The 17941-nt window shown below is 42.4% G+C and carries 18 protein-coding genes and 2 pseudogenes; 5 read left to right on the forward strand and 15 right to left on the reverse strand.

Features of this window, described 5'->3' with window-relative positions; all coding sequences use genetic code 11:
* Positions 1-4: 4 nt before the first annotated feature.
* The 8 genes and pseudogenes from P8X24_RS04270 to P8X24_RS04305 all read right to left on the reverse strand — a co-directional run.
* Positions 5-100: pseudogene (locus tag P8X24_RS04270) on the reverse strand (universal stress protein); the annotation flags it as partial.
* A gap of 7 nt (positions 101-107) precedes the next feature.
* Positions 108-350 (reverse strand): annotated as a pseudogene (locus tag P8X24_RS04275) (alpha-glycosidase); the annotation flags it as partial.
* Positions 351-555: 205 nt separating this feature from the next.
* Entirely contained in the window at positions 556-1248 is a 693-nt protein-coding gene (locus P8X24_RS04280; RefSeq protein WP_372914242.1) for an ATP-binding cassette domain-containing protein, read from the reverse strand.
* Entirely contained in the window at positions 1232-1681 is a 450-nt protein-coding gene (locus tag P8X24_RS04285) for a hypothetical protein (protein WP_372914243.1), read from the reverse strand. Before P8X24_RS04285 ends, P8X24_RS04280 begins: the two co-directional genes overlap by 17 nt.
* On the reverse strand, positions 1678-2433 hold the full coding sequence (locus P8X24_RS04290) for a hypothetical protein (protein WP_372914244.1): 756 nt from the start codon (positions 2431-2433) through the stop codon (positions 1678-1680). The genes P8X24_RS04285 and P8X24_RS04290 overlap by 4 nt, the downstream gene beginning before the upstream one ends.
* Positions 2430-4118, reverse strand: a complete 1689-nt coding sequence (locus P8X24_RS04295; RefSeq protein WP_372914245.1) for a hypothetical protein — start codon at positions 4116-4118, stop codon at positions 2430-2432. The genes P8X24_RS04290 and P8X24_RS04295 overlap by 4 nt, the downstream gene beginning before the upstream one ends.
* 12 nt (positions 4119-4130) lie before the next feature.
* Positions 4131-4574, reverse strand: coding sequence for a hypothetical protein (locus P8X24_RS04300; protein ID WP_372914246.1), 444 nt, complete (start codon positions 4572-4574; stop codon positions 4131-4133).
* A gap of 15 nt (positions 4575-4589) precedes the next feature.
* Positions 4590-4967, reverse strand: coding sequence for a hypothetical protein (locus tag P8X24_RS04305; RefSeq protein WP_372914247.1), 378 nt, complete (start codon positions 4965-4967; stop codon positions 4590-4592).
* Between the two features lie 644 nt (positions 4968-5611).
* Between P8X24_RS04305 and arcC the strand changes: the two genes are divergently transcribed.
* Positions 5612-6556, forward strand: a complete 945-nt coding sequence (gene arcC / locus P8X24_RS04310; RefSeq protein ID WP_372914248.1) for a carbamate kinase — start codon at positions 5612-5614, stop codon at positions 6554-6556.
* Here arcC and P8X24_RS04315 read toward each other — a convergent pair.
* The 6 genes from P8X24_RS04315 to mmdA all read right to left on the reverse strand — a co-directional run bounded on the left by P8X24_RS04315 (position 6553) and on the right by mmdA (position 11845).
* Complete coding sequence (locus P8X24_RS04315) at positions 6553-6804, reverse strand: hypothetical protein (RefSeq protein ID WP_372914249.1); 252 nt, start codon at positions 6802-6804, stop codon at positions 6553-6555. The two genes, arcC and P8X24_RS04315, sit on opposite strands and share 4 nt — an antisense overlap.
* Positions 6805-6866: 62 nt before the next feature.
* Positions 6867-8171, reverse strand: a complete 1305-nt coding sequence (locus P8X24_RS04320) for an NAD(P)-dependent malic enzyme (RefSeq protein WP_372914250.1) — start codon at positions 8169-8171, stop codon at positions 6867-6869.
* A 63-nt stretch (positions 8172-8234) separates the two neighbouring features.
* Entirely contained in the window at positions 8235-9437 is a 1203-nt protein-coding gene (locus tag P8X24_RS04325; RefSeq protein WP_372914251.1) for a sodium ion-translocating decarboxylase subunit beta, read from the reverse strand.
* A gap of 5 nt (positions 9438-9442) precedes the next feature.
* Positions 9443-9901 carry an acetyl-CoA carboxylase biotin carboxyl carrier protein subunit gene (locus P8X24_RS04330; protein ID WP_372914252.1) on the reverse strand — a complete coding sequence of 153 codons (459 nt, stop codon included), beginning with the start codon at positions 9899-9901 and terminating at the stop codon, positions 9443-9445.
* 2 nt (positions 9902-9903) lie between these two features.
* The gene (locus P8X24_RS04335; protein ID WP_068321350.1) at positions 9904-10266 is read right to left on the reverse strand and encodes an OadG family protein; all 363 of its coding nucleotides are present in this window, start codon (positions 10264-10266) and stop codon (positions 9904-9906) included.
* 10 nt (positions 10267-10276) lie between these two features.
* Positions 10277-11845, reverse strand: a complete 1569-nt coding sequence (mmdA, locus tag P8X24_RS04340; RefSeq protein WP_372914253.1) for a methylmalonyl-CoA decarboxylase subunit alpha — start codon at positions 11843-11845, stop codon at positions 10277-10279.
* A 195-nt stretch (positions 11846-12040) separates the two neighbouring features.
* On the opposite strand from mmdA, the gene P8X24_RS04345 reads away from it, so the two are divergent.
* The 3 genes from P8X24_RS04345 to P8X24_RS04355 all read left to right on the forward strand — a co-directional run bounded on the left by P8X24_RS04345 (position 12041) and on the right by P8X24_RS04355 (position 14654).
* Positions 12041-13810 carry a ribosome biogenesis/translation initiation ATPase RLI gene (locus tag P8X24_RS04345; protein ID WP_372914254.1) on the forward strand — a complete coding sequence of 590 codons (1770 nt, stop codon included), beginning with the start codon at positions 12041-12043 and terminating at the stop codon, positions 13808-13810.
* A gap of 51 nt (positions 13811-13861) precedes the next feature.
* On the forward strand, positions 13862-14242 hold the full coding sequence (locus P8X24_RS04350) for a RidA family protein (RefSeq protein ID WP_068321341.1): 381 nt from the start codon (positions 13862-13864) through the stop codon (positions 14240-14242).
* Between the two features lie 223 nt (positions 14243-14465).
* Complete coding sequence (locus P8X24_RS04355; protein ID WP_372914255.1) at positions 14466-14654, forward strand: hypothetical protein; 189 nt, start codon at positions 14466-14468, stop codon at positions 14652-14654.
* A gap of 657 nt (positions 14655-15311) precedes the next feature.
* Here P8X24_RS04355 and P8X24_RS04360 read toward each other — a convergent pair.
* Complete coding sequence (locus tag P8X24_RS04360) at positions 15312-16049, reverse strand: sulfite exporter TauE/SafE family protein (RefSeq protein ID WP_372914256.1); 738 nt, start codon at positions 16047-16049, stop codon at positions 15312-15314.
* A 252-nt stretch (positions 16050-16301) separates the two neighbouring features.
* Between P8X24_RS04360 and purB the strand changes: the two genes are divergently transcribed.
* The gene (gene purB, locus P8X24_RS04365) at positions 16302-17654 is read left to right on the forward strand and encodes an adenylosuccinate lyase (protein WP_372914257.1); all 1353 of its coding nucleotides are present in this window, start codon (positions 16302-16304) and stop codon (positions 17652-17654) included.
* Positions 17655-17941 lie beyond the last annotated feature (287 nt).

The raw sequence follows: 17941 nt of genomic DNA on the forward strand, positions 1-17941 counted from the left end.
GTATTCATTCCCATGGCACTAAAAGCACTGGGAGCTTTGACTCCCTCACAACCTTCTCATCCGTTCCAAGCAAAAGATCCTTTATAACGCTCTTGCCTTTTTACCAATTACTCTCCCTTCTCGACGACATCTTGGAAACGATGGAACTCCTCTCCTGAGAATATTTTAGCGACATTAGTTATTTGTTCAAATTTATAGGAGAGCCTCCCATATACAGCCTTCTCATTGTTCCCAAAATCAAGTGTTAAATTCCCGTCGATAGAAAAGAGGTAGTACCAAATTCCCTCGGGGAGTTCAACTTTTATAGTCCACCTATCTCCCTTTTCTTTCATTCGAAAGCTTCCTCCATTAAAGGTGTTGAAGTTTCCTAAGAGGTAAGCATAGCTACCTCTTTTAGGTGTGCTAAACTCTACTTGAGCAACTTACCAAGATCTTCGTCGTCTTCAAATTCGAGAATTTTATACATAAGTTCCACCTTGAGAACAGTCTCACTGATAGTGGTTAGAGTTTTGTGCTATTCAACAATACTGCCCATAGAGGACTTCTTAAAGCCTTTTAGTCACAAACAAAACCATCTATACCCACGTATTTCTGGACGACTTCGGTTTTGTATGGGCCGTTATAACTTAGTTTACCACCTTCTAAGACAATTACTTGGTCAACTCCTATATTCAAGGGAACATGGCTAGCGACTACTAGTGTGACCTTTTCTGGAAGTTCTGAGAGTGCTTGAGTTATAATCCTTCTACTTTCGGCATCTAAACCACTAAAGGGTTCATCCATAAGAATTAACTCCCTATCACTAGATATCGGTTCTATCATGGCAACTCTCCTTCTTAACCCTTTTGACAGCTCTCCTATTCTCTTGAAAAGGTGACCTTCAAGTCTAAGTAGTTTTACAGCTTTTTCTACCTTAGAATCTCCGTAAATTTCCGAAAGCATCTCCACAACTGTTGAAACAGTTAACATGTAAGGGTAATCCTCACTATCCCTAATGTAAAGCATCTTAGAGTAAAGCTCCTTGCTTTCAGTAAAAGGGTCATAGCCAAGAACTTTAACAACTCCTTTGGTAGGTCTAAGAAGACCTGATAAAACACGCAAGAGGGTAGTCTTTCCAGAGCCATTTGATCCAAGAAGTAAAACTTTGCCTCCTTGAATGCAGAGGGTTACATCTTCAAGTGCAACAATATAGCGAAACTTCACAGTGAGGTTCTTCACGATAATTACAGGGTCATTCGTTCTTGGCATATATTATCACCCCAGGGCCCCTCAAACTTTGATTAACGACACATGTGTTTGGTATTGTGACTTTCACATGAAGATACAAAAAAGTATCTTTTCTTTTAATAAGGAAGGAGAATTTTCCAGAATTTTTAAAGATTCTTCCATCCATTACAATAACCTCGAGGGTATAATTTGAGTTTTTGCATTTTATTCCCTCAACATACGCTTGTACTCTTGTTTTTCCTGGCTCCATGGCCCAAAAGATGTCAAAACTATAAACCACACTCTTGTTCACGACCTTTGCAAACTTAAGCAATTTATCAGCTGACTGGAGCGGTATCTTACCGTAATAGGACGATCCTAAGGCACTCCAATAGAATACACCAAAGAAAGATGACAGTATAGATACAACTAGGGAAAATGAGAATACTATCGCAAAAGTTCTTTTCCAGTTCATATTTTCATTACCCTCCTATGTGCTATCATGATCAGGGCCAGTACAATTCCCATAGAAGCTCCTAAATAAATTAACACGCTTTTCCAATTAAAGTCAAGATTGCTAGAAAATCCAAAAGCCAACAAAAGGGTGAAGAATACTGTTAAGTCACCCCTCCCCCAAACAATATAAGTAGAGTACACTGTGACAGTAAGAAGTATTAGAAGGCTGATAAGTATAGAAGAAAGCAACAAAATAGAGGAGAACCTCACCCCAGAGAGCCAGAACTTTGAGACAATGATAATAGGGGCTAGGATCGAGATGTAAAGCGGTAATAAAAAGAGAAAAGACAGAATGAGACCCTCTAAAACCAGATGAACAAGACTAGTTGGTTCCCTAAAGAGTAGAGGGACAAGGGATATTCTCATCCTATAGACAAATGGAAACAGGAATACAAACGCCCCTATTGTGTACGTGGTTGACAGTAAATTTATATTAGACCAAACGAACTTCCCAAAAAGGCTTGCTATCCTCTCTTTTATTTCAAAATATTTGTTAGCATAATATTCAGGTGATTTCTCAGAATTTTGGACACTTAGATGGCCCTGTACACCGAGAATTGGTATAACTTCACCTCCCACTATTGAAGCTTTATAAATTGATGTGCCAACAACATAGGCCGTCGTCAAGCTAGCTATGAATGTTGCAATAACAATGCCAAAAATTTCCAAAAGAAGATAATCAGAGAAAGAAGTTCTAAAGAGCAACTTCATTCTCTATGCCACCTCCTCACTAGTGGAAGTAATATAAATAATAACATCACTCCTGGTCCACAGGCAGGGAGCAAACCTTTGAAATTTGAATTACTTATTTCTGATTTAGAACTAGGGCTATCCTCTTTTTTAGGGGATTCTTTCTTGCTATCCTCTTTTTTGGAGGTTTCTTCCTTATGTGAGGTCGTTTCTTCTTTATACACCTCTTCCAAATAATCATCTATCATATCTGAAACAGTCATATACAGAGTATCGAGCTTCTCATAATCTATTTCACCTTTGAGCATGCTGGAATGAAGCATACCAGAGATTTGTCCAGCAATTTCCGAATAGAGAAGAGGCAGGAATGCTTCAAGATTTTTTAATCCCTCTGAAAGATTCTCAGGAGTAAAGAGTCGTGGATCATAATACACGTAGGGATATTTTTCAGCGTTCCTAAGAAGATTAACAAAGATATATTTTGCTCCAAGTTTTTCCCCGTATTTTTTCGGCAAAGGTAGTGGAAGAAAGTCCGAAGTATTAATTGGAACACTGACATGAACAAAGATGTTTGTAAACAGGAACGGATAATAAACCTCCTTAACATAGAGAGTCTTATTTACGATCTCGAGTATACCCTTCTCGTCGCCACTTTTGAGGTAATTTAAGACTGCATCTTTTGTTAGATTTTTGATTTGGGGGGACAATATCGCGCTAATATTGGCTTTGACCTTGGGGGCAACTCTCCACAGATTTATGTCATCAATAGGAGCAGTAATATGACTACCATCAAATTTCAGGGGAAGTCCAAGGTACTGATGGTTTGCTATAAGCATTATTTTTTCAGTAAAATTAATTGTTGCCTCGCTTATTATCCGATGAGCCTCCCAGGAAGAATTAGCAAGGCTTGCCTTTTCAATTATCTCTTTAATAATCCACGGGTTTTCCTTTATAGTATTGATGAAGCGATAAGTATTTTCTCGAACAGTTAGAAGGTACTGTTTAGGATTAAATTCTGGGAGGTAAAAAGGTGTTGTCCCTACGTACACCATATTGTCTCCGTCTATAAGGTACGCATCCCCAGTCTTACGATTTACAAGGAATTTTATTATTATTTCTCTTGGCCAACCAAAATATTCAGGGTTGGAAATTCCAAAAGTGTCTCTAATTTCTGGGGAAACAGTAATATTAAGGATTTCAATTATAATGAAAAAGTGAGTCGAGTTGTGATACACATAGGATATTGTAACGTTTTCTGATCTCAGCTCTACCCCATATGGAAATGGGAAATCTGTATATATATTAACAGGAACCATGACAACCTTAAAGAAGCCGTCTCTGTAGGTAATATTGGCTGGAAGAACTTCTACTTTCATTCCTGAAACATTAGGACATCCTATATACACATTTGTATAAATCATGAGAGCTTCAGTGGAGTTTATATAGCAACCAATTAAACGATTTCGAAGATAAGGATAGAGCGTACAAGAATTCAAGTGAAGTGGTAAAACTGTAAAGTTTTCATCAAGCGGAAGTATTGAGATAAACTTTATATTCCATTCCTCAGATATTTCCGACGCATCTATTATAGTCCCCTGATTTCCAGAAGTTTCTTCAGAGAGTACAAGAGGGACAGGAAGGGAAATCATCCCTACAACATTTAGAAAAATAAAAGCAAAGAAAAGGTTCCTATAAGTTATCCTCACTGTCTATCCCTCCTATGAAGTTAAAGTTCCACGAGACCCCAATGACGTTAGGTCTACGTCCTCATAACTATAGAATGTGTGGCGCCTTGTAAAGTCGAAGTCTTTATATTCATAAAGGTCACGTGAATTTTTGTTATCGTTATCTACACTTTTTACCTTTTGACTTCCTGTACTCATTGGTAGGATACCTGACCCTTCCACGTGATAATGTCTATGCATCGTCCCTTGGAATATAGTAGTATAGTAATGCTTATATTGTGTAATCTTCACCTCTACTGTGTATCTCCCTTCGACACCAGCAGTTCCAACTACTCTTACTGAAACTTCAGCGCCAATCCCCAAAAGGTCAAAACCTGCTTTTACTTCTGTTTCAGCTTCAGTTTCAGATTTGGCATATACGGTTAGAGTATATGTCTTTGTGATAGTGGTTCCTGTTTTTCCTCCGTACCCGTACATCTCTGTGGGGACTATTCAATATTCTTCATATCCGCTCCAAGTAGGGCCTGAGAACGAGTGGTAACTTCCCTTTCCAAAAAACACAGAACCCATAGCCTCTGTAAATTTAAGTTTATCTCCTGTATTAGTTTTAACTCCACTGTATAGTCGGGTAACTATTAAACTTACTACAGCTAAATTATCCCAGGGAATTGTCACGGTCACGGAAGGAGTATCGCCACCTGCAGTTGGACGAACTGTTCTAACTAGAGTACACTTGTCAACCCCTGACCAAGATTTATGAATCTTGCTATATACCTCTGTTCCTACTATGGTAGTAGTAGCTTCTACTGGAATAATAGATCCTAGTATTATAAAGATGACTCCAAAAATAATCCAGCATTTTTGTTTCATATTTCTCACCCTCTAAGTGTTTGCCAAATTACTATACATATTTTAGTTTATAAAATTTTCTCTTGTATAGATAAGAACTAATAAGTTATATTGCAAAACAAAGTTAATTTATCCAAATTGTAATTTTAATTGCTAGCATCTCTTTTATACTCCTTGATATCTTGATGATAATCTATGATGAAGTCTGTTGAGAGTAGCGAGGTGCTCTCAAAAGTTTACCCTCAAGTATGTCTCGGAATGGTTTAGATTCATCGTCAAGAATTCTCTGTACCCTTCGTGTACTGACTGCCCAGTTGTTGAGGCGCGTGATTATGCAAGAGGATCAAAAATGGACTGCTGGGGTAATGTACCAAGCTGTGGAGAGTGTTGGTGGGCGAGAAAAATAATTCTATGCCCAATTCCCATGGAAGGGTATGGAAAGTTCTAGTGACATGCTTTTTTATTCACTAAAAACCCGCAAAATTTTCGAAACTCTCTGAATGAACTACCTAGTTCATTGAATTTTAGTTTGATATTGTTCAATATAAAACTTTAATATTGTACTCTCAAGCTCTAGGGAATTTTGCATAATTTTCGGTATTTGATATTTTATGGCTAACAAAGGCTTTTATTCAAGCTTTTCCAACTAATTTTGGTGGTGTTTCATGCCTAAAAGAGTCGTTATAGCTCTTGGCGGTAACGCCCTTCAGCAGAGAGGACAAAAGGGGGCTTATGAGGAGATGATGGAGAACGTAAAGAATACTGCCAAGCAGATAGCTGAAATAATAGCGAGAGGTTACGAGGTAGTGATTACCCACGGTAATGGTCCTCAGGTAGGAACCCTATTGTTGCACATGGATGCAGGACAGGCCGTGCACGGTATTCCCGCTCAGCCAATGGATGTTGCTGGAGCAATGACTCAAGGGTGGATTGGATATATGATCCAACAGGCTCTAAAGAACGAACTTGAAAAGAGGGGGATAAAGAAAGATGTAGTTACAATAATCACACAGACTATAGTAGATAAGGATGATCCTGCTTTTGAGAACCCAACCAAGCCCGTTGGTCCATTTTACGATGAAGAGACTGCGAAAAGACTTGCCAAAGAAAAAGGATGGGTAGTTAGAGAGGACGCGGGAAGAGGCTGGAGGAGAGTTGTCCCAAGTCCAGATCCCAAATCTCATGTTGAAGCAGAGGTAATAAAGAGATTAGTTGAGGCTGGAGTTATAGTTATAGCAAGCGGTGGCGGTGGAGTCCCGGTAATCCAGGAGGATGGAGAGATAAGAGGAGTCGAAGCTGTAATAGACAAGGATCTCGCCGGAGAAAGACTTGCAGAAGAAGTAAATGCAGATATACTAATGATTTTAACAGATGTCAACGGAGCAGCTCTGTATTATGGAACTGAGAAGGAGACATGGCTTAGGGAAGTAAAGGTGGAGGAGCTGGAGAAGTACTATAACGAGGGGCACTTCAAGGCTGGAAGTATGGGGCCCAAGGTTCTCGCCGCGATAAGGTTCGTGAGATGGGGTGGGAAGAGGGCAATAATAGCTCACCTTGAGAAAGCTGTAGAAGCATTGGAAGGCAAGACGGGAACCCAGGTTATCCCCTAGGGCCTCTTCCCAAATTTATCATCGTAGAAGTACTTTCCCATTGCCTCTCCATACGCTTTGAAATACCCCCGGAGGAACACGGAGGTTATAATAATTATTATCAGAATCGTCAGCATGGTCTCTGGGTATTCCTTTATAAAGCGCCAAAGAGCATAGAGGGGAAATCCTAGGACGACCGCAATTAAAATAACTATTCCTAAACCCAACAACTTGTACCCATATTTTTCCATGAACAAATCAAAGTCCATATTGACACCATAACTGTTTTTACTTCCATACTATATAAGATTTTTGTTCGATAAAAGTAAAATTAAGGTTCAAAGCTTTTTCTAACATCGTTTATTGGGGCTATGAACCTCTGGTAGAACTCCCTCAGCTTTCTTGTGTGCTCCTCAACCCACTCTCCTTTAACTTTCCTCCTCGCAATGCCATCTTTGATTGCTTGCTCAGCAACTGCCCTAGCTTCCTTTGGATAAACATTGGGGTGCAGGGGGGAGGGGATTATGTTTTCCTCATCCAACTCATCTTCAGGAATTACCGAGGCTATTGCGTTCGCAGCAGCAATGTTCATGTTTAGAGTTATATCCATAGCCTTAACATCTAACGCTCCTCTGAAAATTCCTGGGAATCCTAGGACGTTGTTTATCTGGTTTGGAAAGTCACTCCTTCCCGTTGCTACTATCCCCGCTCCGGCCTTTTTAGCTTCATCGGGCATTATCTCCGGAATTGGGTTTGCCATGGCAAATACTATCGCGTCATCTGCCATTCTCCTAACCATATCTGGAGTAACTATCCCCCCAACGCTCACGCCAATAAATACATCCGCTCCTTCCATTGCCTCAGCTAAGCCCCCTTCGATCCCATGGATGTTATACTTTGCTATTTCCCTCTTGTACGGATTTAGATCTTCTCTTTCCTCGTGGATTATTCCCTTCCTGTCAACTGCTACTATCTCCCTGACACCTACGTGGTGAAGTATCTTGGCTATCGCAATTCCTGCAGCTCCTGCACCGCTAATTGCCACCTTTATTTCATTGAATTTTTTGCCAACGACCTTTAATGCGTTAATTAAACCGGCAAGGGTTACCACGGCAGTACCGTGTTGATCATCGTGGAAAACAGGGATATCAAGTTCTTTCTTTAACCTCTCCTCTATCTCAAAGCATCTTGGGGCTGAGATATCCTCAAGGTTTATGCCTCCAAACCCCTTGGAGATCAACTTTACCGTTTCAACTATTTTGTCAACATCTTTAGTGTCTATTAGGATCGGGAATGCATCAATCCCAGCTAGGGCCTTGAAGAGAACACATTTTCCTTCCATAACCGGCATTCCTGCTAGAACTCCTATATCGCCAAGACCGAGGATTGCCGAACCGTCAGTAACCACGGCAACTGTATTTGGGACTATAGTGTATTCATCGGGATCCTCCCCATCTCTTATAACTTTACAAGGCTCCGCAACCCCCGGTGTATACGCTAAGCTTAGATGATAGAAGTTCTTGAGCGGAACCTTTGGAATTACCTCAATTTTACCGTTCCCAGGGAAGTTATTTCTGTGGAAATCAAGGGCATCCTGGGGCAATCTCTTCCTCTCTTCTTCACTAAGCCTTGACATGTTAATCCCTAGAAGGGTAGGCTTTGTGCTTATAACGGTTTATCTCTAAGAAAAGGAAAGGAGTCAGCCAAGGGCAGAGAGGAACACTCCAGCAACAACTGCAGTTCCAATAACTCCAGCAACGTTTGGTCCCATGGCGTGCATTAATATAAAGTTCCCTGGGTCTTCTTCTGCAGCAAGCTTCTGAACTACCCTTGCTGACATCGGAACTGCCGAAACTCCAGCGGCACCAATCATTGGGTTTATCCTCCCCCCCGAGAGCTTCATCATCAACTTTCCAAATAGCACACCGCCAGCGGTTGCCGAAGCAAAGGCCACAACTCCAAGGGCCAAGATCATTAAAGTCTTAGGAGTAAGAAAGCTCTCCGCCCTCATCGTTGATCCTACACCAAGCCCCAGGAATATAGTCACAATGTTCATGAGCTCCTCCTGAGCAGCCTTGCTAAGCCTCTGAACAACACCGCTTTCCCTGAATAAGTTCCCTATCATCAGCATTCCAATGAGGGGAGCAGCTGAAGGAACAAGCAAACCGATGACAATCATGCTTGCAATTGGGAAGAGTATCTTCTCCCTCTTCGACACCGGCCGTAGTTGCTCCATCCTAATCCTCCTCTCCTCAGGAGTCGTTAGGGCCTTAATGACTGGAGGCTGAATCAGAGGAACAAGGCTCATGTAACTGTAGGCAGCAACGGCAGTCGCCGAGAGTATATGTGGAGCGAGTTTAGTCGTTAGATAGATCGTAGTTGGCCCATCGGCGCCTCCAATGATACCAATTGATGCTGCCTCTTTGAGATCAAAGCCCAAGAGTATCGCGGTAAGCATTGCAACGAACACTCCAATCTGGGCCGCAGCCCCAAGTAAAGCCGTCTTTGGATCAGCAATCATTGGGCCGAAGTCCGTCATTGCACCCAATCCGAAGAATATCAAGAGTGGCACTACCTCAGTTTTTATCAGGAGGTAGTATATCAGATCAAAGATTCCCGGAGGACCATATTGCTCATTTAAATAACTCAATGTTGCAAAGATGTTTCCTTGGACGTCTGGAGGGAGTTGAGGAGCCAAGGGCCAATTTGCCACGTGAGATAAGGGAAGGTTAACTAACACTGCACTTATCCCAATAGGCAACAAGAGGAGGGGCTCCATCTTATATCTAATCGCGAGGTACACAAGGGTCAAGCCAACAAGTATCATCACTATATTCCCAACGGTTAAATTAAGGATGCCCATATGAGTGAAGAAATCAACCAAAGCCTGCTCGAGTCCCATCAGCATCACCCAAGCTCAATTAATGGAGTTCCAGTATCCACAGCATCCCCTTCCTTTACAAGAATCTTCTTAACAACCCCATCTTTCGGTGCTGGAATCTCATTCTCCATCTTCATGGCCTCTAATACTAGAAGACCCTGCCCAATCCTCACTTGTTGCCCCTCATGAACCAGAATCTTCAGCACTTTCCCAGGCATTGGAGCGGTGACGACGTTCTCGGAGACCTGTGGTGCTGGCGTTTGCGGAGCAACTGGAGTGGGAGTTGGTACTGGCGTAGGTGTGGGGGCCGGAGTTGATACTGGAGTCGGAGTTGGCGTGGGAGTTGTGACAGGAACTGATATCCCTAAGTCCTTGGCCTCAACTTCATAAGTTTCTCCGCTCAGTGTGACCCTGAACTTTCCGGGCATTACTTCCTCAACTTCAACCTCATACTCTTCTCCATTAATGACAACCCTAACCTTCATTCTCACCACTTCCCGAGTTCGTAGTTGAAGTTCTCAACTTCCTCAACATAAGTAGTCAACCCAGATAACCACCAATTCTGAGAGGGTTTCCTCTTAATTAGCACTTCTTTTGGTCTCTTTTGGCTCAAATAAGCCATTATTGCCGCAGTTATTATTGCAACCTTCTTCTCATCTAGTTTCTCCTCCGTCTTAACCTCCTCTCTCCTCCCAGCAGGTTTTTCTTCCCTCTTAGGCTTCTCCTTTTCAACAAGCCTCCTCTCAGCCCATCCTATTCCGTACATTACAATGGCAAGAATTGAGAGTACTGAAAAGACCACTGTAACACCCAGGACAGTAATGTACAGTCCCTCAAGGAATCCCGCCATTAATCTCACCTCAGAGCGGAATGTTGCCGTGCTTCTTTGGAGGCAACTTGACCCTCTTATTCTCTAGAGCCTCGAGGGCCATAACTATCTTAGCCCTAGTCTCTGCAGGATCAATAACATCATCAATGTACCCTCTCGATGCAGCAACGTACGGGTTAGCGAACTTCTCCCTGTATTCTTGAATCTTCTGTCTCCTGAACTCTTCGGGGTTCTCTGCTTTCGCAATTTCCTTTCTGAAGATGATGTTTGCTGCTCCTTCTGGACCCATGACTGCAATCTCTGCCGTCGGCCACGCGAAGACGAAGTCAGCTCCCAAATGCTTCGATCCCATCGCGAGGTACGCTCCACCATAGGCCTTTCTTAAGATTATAGTGACCATTGGAACCGTTGCTTCGGCGTAGGCGTAGAGAACTTTTGCACCATGCCTGATTATTCCCCTGCTCTCCTGATCAACCCCTGGGAGGTACCCTGGGACGTCCACGAATGTTACTATTGGGATGTTGAATGCATCACAGAACCTCACAAACCTCGCGATCTTGTCACTTGAGTCAATATCAAGGACTCCAGCCAAGTGTATTGGATTGTTCGCCACTATTCCCACTGTCTGCCCATTTATCCTTCCAAACCCTATCACGGCGTTGGGTGCGAAGTAGGGTTGTAGTTCAAGAAAGTCTGGATTGCCGTTCTCGTCCCTGTCAACGATTGAGTAAATTACCTGCCTAACGTCGTAACCTTTGTTTGGATCGTCGGGAACTATGTCATAGAGTTCTGGTGTTCTTCTGAATGGATCATCTTTAGTTTTGACTCTGGGTGGCTTCTCCATGTTGTTTGATGGGAGGTAGCTCAATAACCTCTTTATTAGCGCGATTACTTCCTCATCGTTTTTGCCTATTAGATGGGCTTGTCCGCTCTTTTGAGCGTGAACCATTGCGCCTCCCAATTGGACGGGGGTAACATCAACTCCAGTTACGGCCTTGACCACCTGGGGGCCGGTGATAAACATGAAGGTTGCCGGGTTGTCAACCATTAGGATAAAGTCGCCTATTGCCGGACTGTAAACTGCTCCTCCCGCGCATGGCCCCATTATGGCCGTAATCTGCGGAACAACTCCACTTAAAACTGTGTTCATCTTGAATATTTCACCATAACCCTTGAGGGAGTCAACTCCTTCTTGTATCCTTGCTCCTCCAGAATCGTTGAGGCCTATTACCGGAGCTCCTGCCTCTAGAGCCAACTCCATGATTCTCTTGATCTTCATCGCGTGCATCTCTCCCAGGGAACCACCCATTACCGTGAAGTCCTGAGCATAGACAAACACCAATCTTCCATCAATCGTTCCATATCCCGTAATTACTCCATCAGCTGGGAGATCCCTCTTGTCCATTCCGAATTCTGTAGCCCTGTGCTTCACAAACATTCCAATCTCAACGAAGCTTCCCGGGTCAAGTAAAAGCTCAAGCCTTTCTCTGGCCGTAAGCTTGCCTTTATCGTGCTGCTTCTTTATGGCCCCCTCCCCACCCATTTGCATTATCTTTTTCCTCTTCTCATACAGCTCCTTAACTTTCTCTTCCATGGTCATGAGCATACCCCCACTGAGTCTGGCTTGATATTTGTAAAGTCACTTAAAAGCATTTTTATCGCTATGAAACAATGTGTGCACTCCTACATTCCCTCAAATTCTGTTATGACAATTGCTGTATCCCTATCAAACGAACGTCGAATTTTGGATGATCTTTTTAAATCCCCCATTAGAAAAGCCCCAGGGGGATGGAAAGTGAGAATCGCGGTCATCAACTATGATAAGTGCAACCCCGACAAGTGTGGTCATTTTCTATGTGAGCGTGTCTGTCCCGTAAATAGGATGGGTGGGGAGGCAATAGTAATAGATGAGGATAACTACAAGCCGATAATTCAGGAAGCAAGCTGTACAGGTTGTGGGATCTGCGTCCACAAGTGTCCCTTTAACGCTATAAGCATAGTGAACCTACCAGAGCAACTTGAGGAAGACTGTGTCCACCGCTACGGGATCAACGCCTTCGTTCTATACAGGCTGCCCGTGGTCAAGGACGGAATGGTTGTCGGAATCGTCGGGCCAAACGGTACGGGAAAAACCACTGCGGTAAAAATACTCGCCGGACAGCTTATTCCCAACCTCTGCGGAGACAATGACAGTTGGGATGGAGTTATTAAGGCATTCAGGGGCAATGAGCTACAGAACTACTTCAAGAGACTCAAGAATGGGGAGATAAGACCTGTCGTTAAACCCCAATATGTGGATTTAATTCCAAAGGCCGTTAAGGGGAAGGTTAGGGATCTGCTGAAGAAAGCCGATGAAACTGGGAAGTTCGATGAAATCGTTAAAGCCTTAGAGTTGGAGAACGTTCTTGATAGGGAAATACAGCACTTGTCAGGTGGTGAGTTGCAGAGAGTGGCAATTGCTGCAGCCTTGCTAAGGAATGCCCACTTCTACTTCTTCGACGAACCTTCAAGCTATCTAGACATAAGGCAGAGGTTGAATGTTGCGAAGGTTATACGAAGGTTAGCAGATGACGGAAAATCTGTCTTAGTTGTTGAGCACGATCTAGCGGTTCTTGACTACCTAAGTGATATAATCCATGTGGTTTACGGTGAACCTGGAGTCTACGGAATATTCTCCCAGCCAAAAGGAACAAGAAACGGAATTAATGAATTCCTTAGGGGTTACTTGAAGGACGAAAACGTTAGATTCAGGCCGTACGAGATAAAGTTCACCAAGACAAGCGAGAGAGTCGAGGTTGAGAGGGAGGTTCTCGTTGAGTATCCAAGGCTTGTAAAAGATTACGATAGCTTCAGGCTTGAGGTCGAGCCTGGTGAGATAAGGAAAGGAGAAGTTATAGGGATAGTTGGGCCCAATGGTATAGGAAAAACAACCTTCGTAAAGATGCTTGCAGGAGTTGAAGAGCCAACGGAAGGAAAGATAGAGTGGGATCTAACTGTGGCCTACAAGCCTCAGTACATCAAAGCAGAATACGAGGGAACAGTGTATGAGTTACTAAGTAAGATAGACTCCTCAAAGCTCAGCAGCAACTTCTACAAAACCGAACTTCTAAAACCACTGGGAATCCCAGACCTGTACGATAGAGAAGTCAACGAACTTTCGGGCGGCGAGCTACAGAGAGTAGCTATAGCTGCAACCCTTCTTAGGGATGCCGACATATACCTTTTAGATGAACCCTCAGCGTACCTTGACGTAGAGCAGAGACTGGCAGTTTCTAGGGCCATAAGACATCTGATGGAGAAGAATGAAAAGACAGCATTGGTAGTTGAGCACGACGTTCTCATGATAGATTACGTTAGCGACAGACTAATGGTCTTTGAGGGAGAACCAGGAAGATACGGAAAGGCCCTACCTCCCATGGGAATGAGGGAAGGGATGAACAGATTCCTAGCGTCCGTAGGAATAACTTTCAGGAGAGATCCAGACACAGGGAGGCCAAGAGCAAACAAGGAAGGTTCAGTAAAGGACAGGGAACAGAAAGAAAAGGGAGAGTACTACTACGTCTAATACGTCTAAACATTTTTATCCTCCTTTCCCCCAACATAATTTGGTGGTTCTATGAAGGAGATAGTTTTCACTGAAAGAGCTCCAAAACCAATAGGCCCCTATAGCCAAGCGATAAAGGCTGGAAACTTCCTCTTCATTGCAGGCCAGATACCAATTAACCCTGAAACAGGAGAGTTAGTTAAGGGAGATATAAAGGAGCAGACGAGGCAGGTTCTCGAAAACATAAAAGCAATTCTCGAAGCAGCTGGTTATACCCTAAACGACGTTGTTAAGGTCACAGTTTACTTAAAGAATATGGATGACTTTGCTGCAATGAATGAAGTTTATGCCAAGTACTTTGGAGAATCAAAACCTGCAAGGGTAGCAGTTGAGGTTGCTAGACTGCCTAAGGACGTCCTTATAGAGATAGAGGCGATAGCGTACAAGGAATGAATTTAAAAAACCGTTTTTAACAGCTTTTCCTATACCTTTTTAGAATTATCCAAGGGCAATATACCTACCCTAGTTTACACATAATAAATCTTTTACTCAAGCATCCCACGAAATAGTTAGTAGCGGCTATCCATATGGGTGGAGCAGAATAATTTGCTGGTGCTCTTTACAGGGATACTGGAGAACAAGTCGCCACTGAGGATGTAAAGTATAGGAACGATGGATGGCTGATCCAATGCACATTTACGTTGACGTTACAATCCCTCCAGAAACCGCAGCTGAAGTTCCAGCAAACCACGTGCCCAAGAGTGGAGTAAAATTTCCCAGACTCTGCTATCATTCAGCTACGAGGGTATTCACAGTTATTGTACCCAGAGCTTTGAATTTTGCCAAGTTAGTAATAACACCATAGCTAAAAAGCGACAATAAACGAAACTGGATACCCTTCAACTTTATCTAATCAGCACAAGGTAATGTGACTTTTATAAAAGGCTGTTCTTTTTGTAGTTTCTTTTGTTGCATTCATGTATTTTTGTGTTTTAAGGTTTTGAGTGTGTTTTTGTTTTGGGGCCGTTTCCGTTCGGCCCGAAGGCTGATCCGGTGGCTCCAATGTGAGCGGGAGTGCAAAGCCAACCGCACCACTTGCACTACAACTGGTAGCGGAAACGGTCCGGAATTATTGTATCACCAGTAAGAGGGAAATATCAATCTTTAGCGCCAATAGTGGCGTTATATTTCAATATTAACGGTAGTGTATATGCATTTTCCACCAAAAGCTCTTAATTTAGGGAGAGTGGAACAAGGATGAAAATATGACTATTATACTACTCGAAATTAAATCCTTCGAGACTCCTAGTAGGATTGAGCCAATTCCCTATTTATTATGATGAACGCTACGTTGGAAATAAAAAAGGTTCGAGATCTTTAATCCAGAGTCACGAAAAAGAAGTAACACACTCTTCTCTATGATTAGTTTCTTTATAGTTCTTGGAGTGGGAAGTGCAGTTATCCTTCTGCTTCAGCTCAATAAGGAGGAGATAAAAACACTTTTTTCTCATTTTTTTCGTTTTTAAATTCCCATTATGTTTCTGAGGAGGTTAATTAGCGTCAGTATGGAAATACCAAGAAATACTTCCTTAAGATGCTTGGAATCTAGTTTAAGGGCAGTTTTTGCTCCAAACCATGAGCCCACAATAACAGGGAAAATTAAAAGCATTCCAATGGGGTAATCAACGAATCCATTTCTCGCATATGTGATAAAAGCAATAAAGTTGTTGAAGAAGATTATGAGCTTTGCTATTGCATTTGCTTCCAAAAGCTCAACTTTGAAGAACATTCTCAAAAAAGATATAACCACCAGAGTAGATGCTATCCCCAAAATGCCTATATAGATTCCGATCGCTAACCCTACAAGGAGCTGGAGCATTAGATTTCCTTCTCTAAATGTTGGAACTTCCTGGGATTCTTTTACTGTAAAGTATGTTCCAACTATGAGAAATACCATTACAAACAAGTTGGCAATATTATCAGGCACACTCAGCAGAAAAGCGCTTCCAACATACGACCCAACAAAAGAAGAGAGAACTAAAGGCAGGGCTATTTTCAAATTCAAAACACCTGCCCTAAGGTAAGTTAGGAAAGACACAAGAGTCAGCCCAGCAATAACCATCTTTAATGTTCCCACAGCAGTTTTTGTTGGAATATTAAGGAGTGTCAGAATAAAGAATGTTATCATGCTCCCTCCACTCATTAAAGAGCCTATAAAGCCCCCAATCCCAGCCACAAGCAGAAGAAGTACCTCTCTCACTCTTACTCGCCATAGAAATTTTTGTAAAAAGAAAGTAAAAACTTTATTAGTTTAGATAAGTCCCAGTGCATAAAAAGCAGGGCTCAGGAAGCCGTCCACTCCTCACCATTCAGGCGCGGAAGGCTTCATCATCGCCTCACCAATTTTATAGGTGCAAATTTATAAATGGTTATTCCAGCCCTAAATTTTAACATAAATATGTAAAAAGATAAACATTAAAACCATATAATTTTACAAGCAATTGGTGATATAATGGCCGTTCACCCCATAGATTACAGGTACGGTAGCGAAGAAATGAGAAAAATCTGGGATGAGGAAAACAAACTACAAAAGCTGTTGGACGTTGAAGCTGCATTGGCTAGGGCTCATGCAAAAGTCGGAAACATTCCAGAAGAGAGCGCCAGAGTGATCTCAGAGAGAGCAAACACAAAGTGGGTAAAACTAGAAAGGGTAAAAGAGATTGAAGCCGAGATTCATCATGACATAATGGCCATGGTAAAAGCCCTAAGCGAGGTCTGCGGGGAGCACGGGAAGTACGTTCACCTTGGTGCTACATCGAACGATATAATTGATACCGCCAATGCCCTACTAATAAAGGAGAGCCTTGAGATAGTTGAGAAGGACTTAAAGGAGCTGAGATCCATCCTAAAGGATCTCGCCCTAAAACATATAGATACCGTGTGCATTGGAAGAACTCACGGTCAGCATGCAGTCCCAACAACATATGGAATGAAATTTGCCCTGTGGCTTGATGAGATACAGAGGCACATAGAAAGACTGCACCAACTCAAGGAGAGAGTTCTGGTTGGGAAGATGAGAGGAGCCGTTGGAACTGCTGCTTCCTTTGGCGAAAAGGCCTTTGAAATTGAAAGACTTGTAATGGAGGATCTGGGCCTTAAACCTGCGAGGATTACAAATCAGATAGTTCAAAGAGACGTCTACGCCGAGCTAATGTTTTTCCTCGCGTTAGTTGCCTCAACCCTTGATAAAATGGGACTAGAAATCAGGAACCTCCAGAGAACGGAAATACTCGAGGTCAGCGAGCCATTCGGAACAAAACAGGTGGGCTCATCAACGATGCCTCACAAGAGGAATCCAATAAGAACTGAAAAGATCTGCGGTTTGGCAAGGGTTCTCTACTCTAACGTAATCCCAGCTTTGCTAAACAATCCGCTGTGGCACGAGAGAGATCTTACTAATTCTTCAGTGGAAAGGGTGATTCTGCCGGAGAGCTTTGTCCTTCTAGATGAGATGCTCAAGGTAATGAAGAAGGTTCTCAGAGGGCTGGAATTCTTCCCTGAGAACATAAAGAGGAACCTCTACCTCACGAAGAACCTGATAATGGCCGAACCATTAATGCTTAAGCTTGCAGAGAGGGGAATGGGAAGACAAGAGGCTCACGAGCTAGTGAGACAGCTAGCGATGAAGGCCTTTAGAGAGAGTAGGGATCTCCTGGAGGTTGTAAGAGAGAGCGAAGAGGCAATGAGGTACCTAACTCAAGAAGACCTAGAGAGCCTAAAGCCAGAAAACTACATAGGCAAGGCAAGGGAGATAGTGATGAATGTAGTTAGGTACGTTGAGGAAATGGAGAAAAAAGGCCTGTAGTTCCTTATTTTTAAACCTTTGAATTATTTTTCATGTATTTTTGGCTACTATTTCAAACTGAGACTTGAATGTTTTACTATTTTTCATAGAAATAATAATGATCAAATAAATAATTTTCTTTTAGTTTCTATTTGAAATATTAAAATACTTTGATAAATTATAAATTAAAACTCGATAATTCAGTAAAAAATGGCAATTTTATACTCCTATAAGAAGTAGAAAATGCAGTATTTTTACTATTATATAAGATAACGTTGAATTTAAAAGAGGAGAAAAGAACTCAATAA

It is taken from the genome of Pyrococcus kukulkanii, assembly GCF_041647995.1.
In the GTDB taxonomy this organism is placed as follows: domain Archaea; phylum Methanobacteriota_B; class Thermococci; order Thermococcales; family Thermococcaceae; genus Pyrococcus.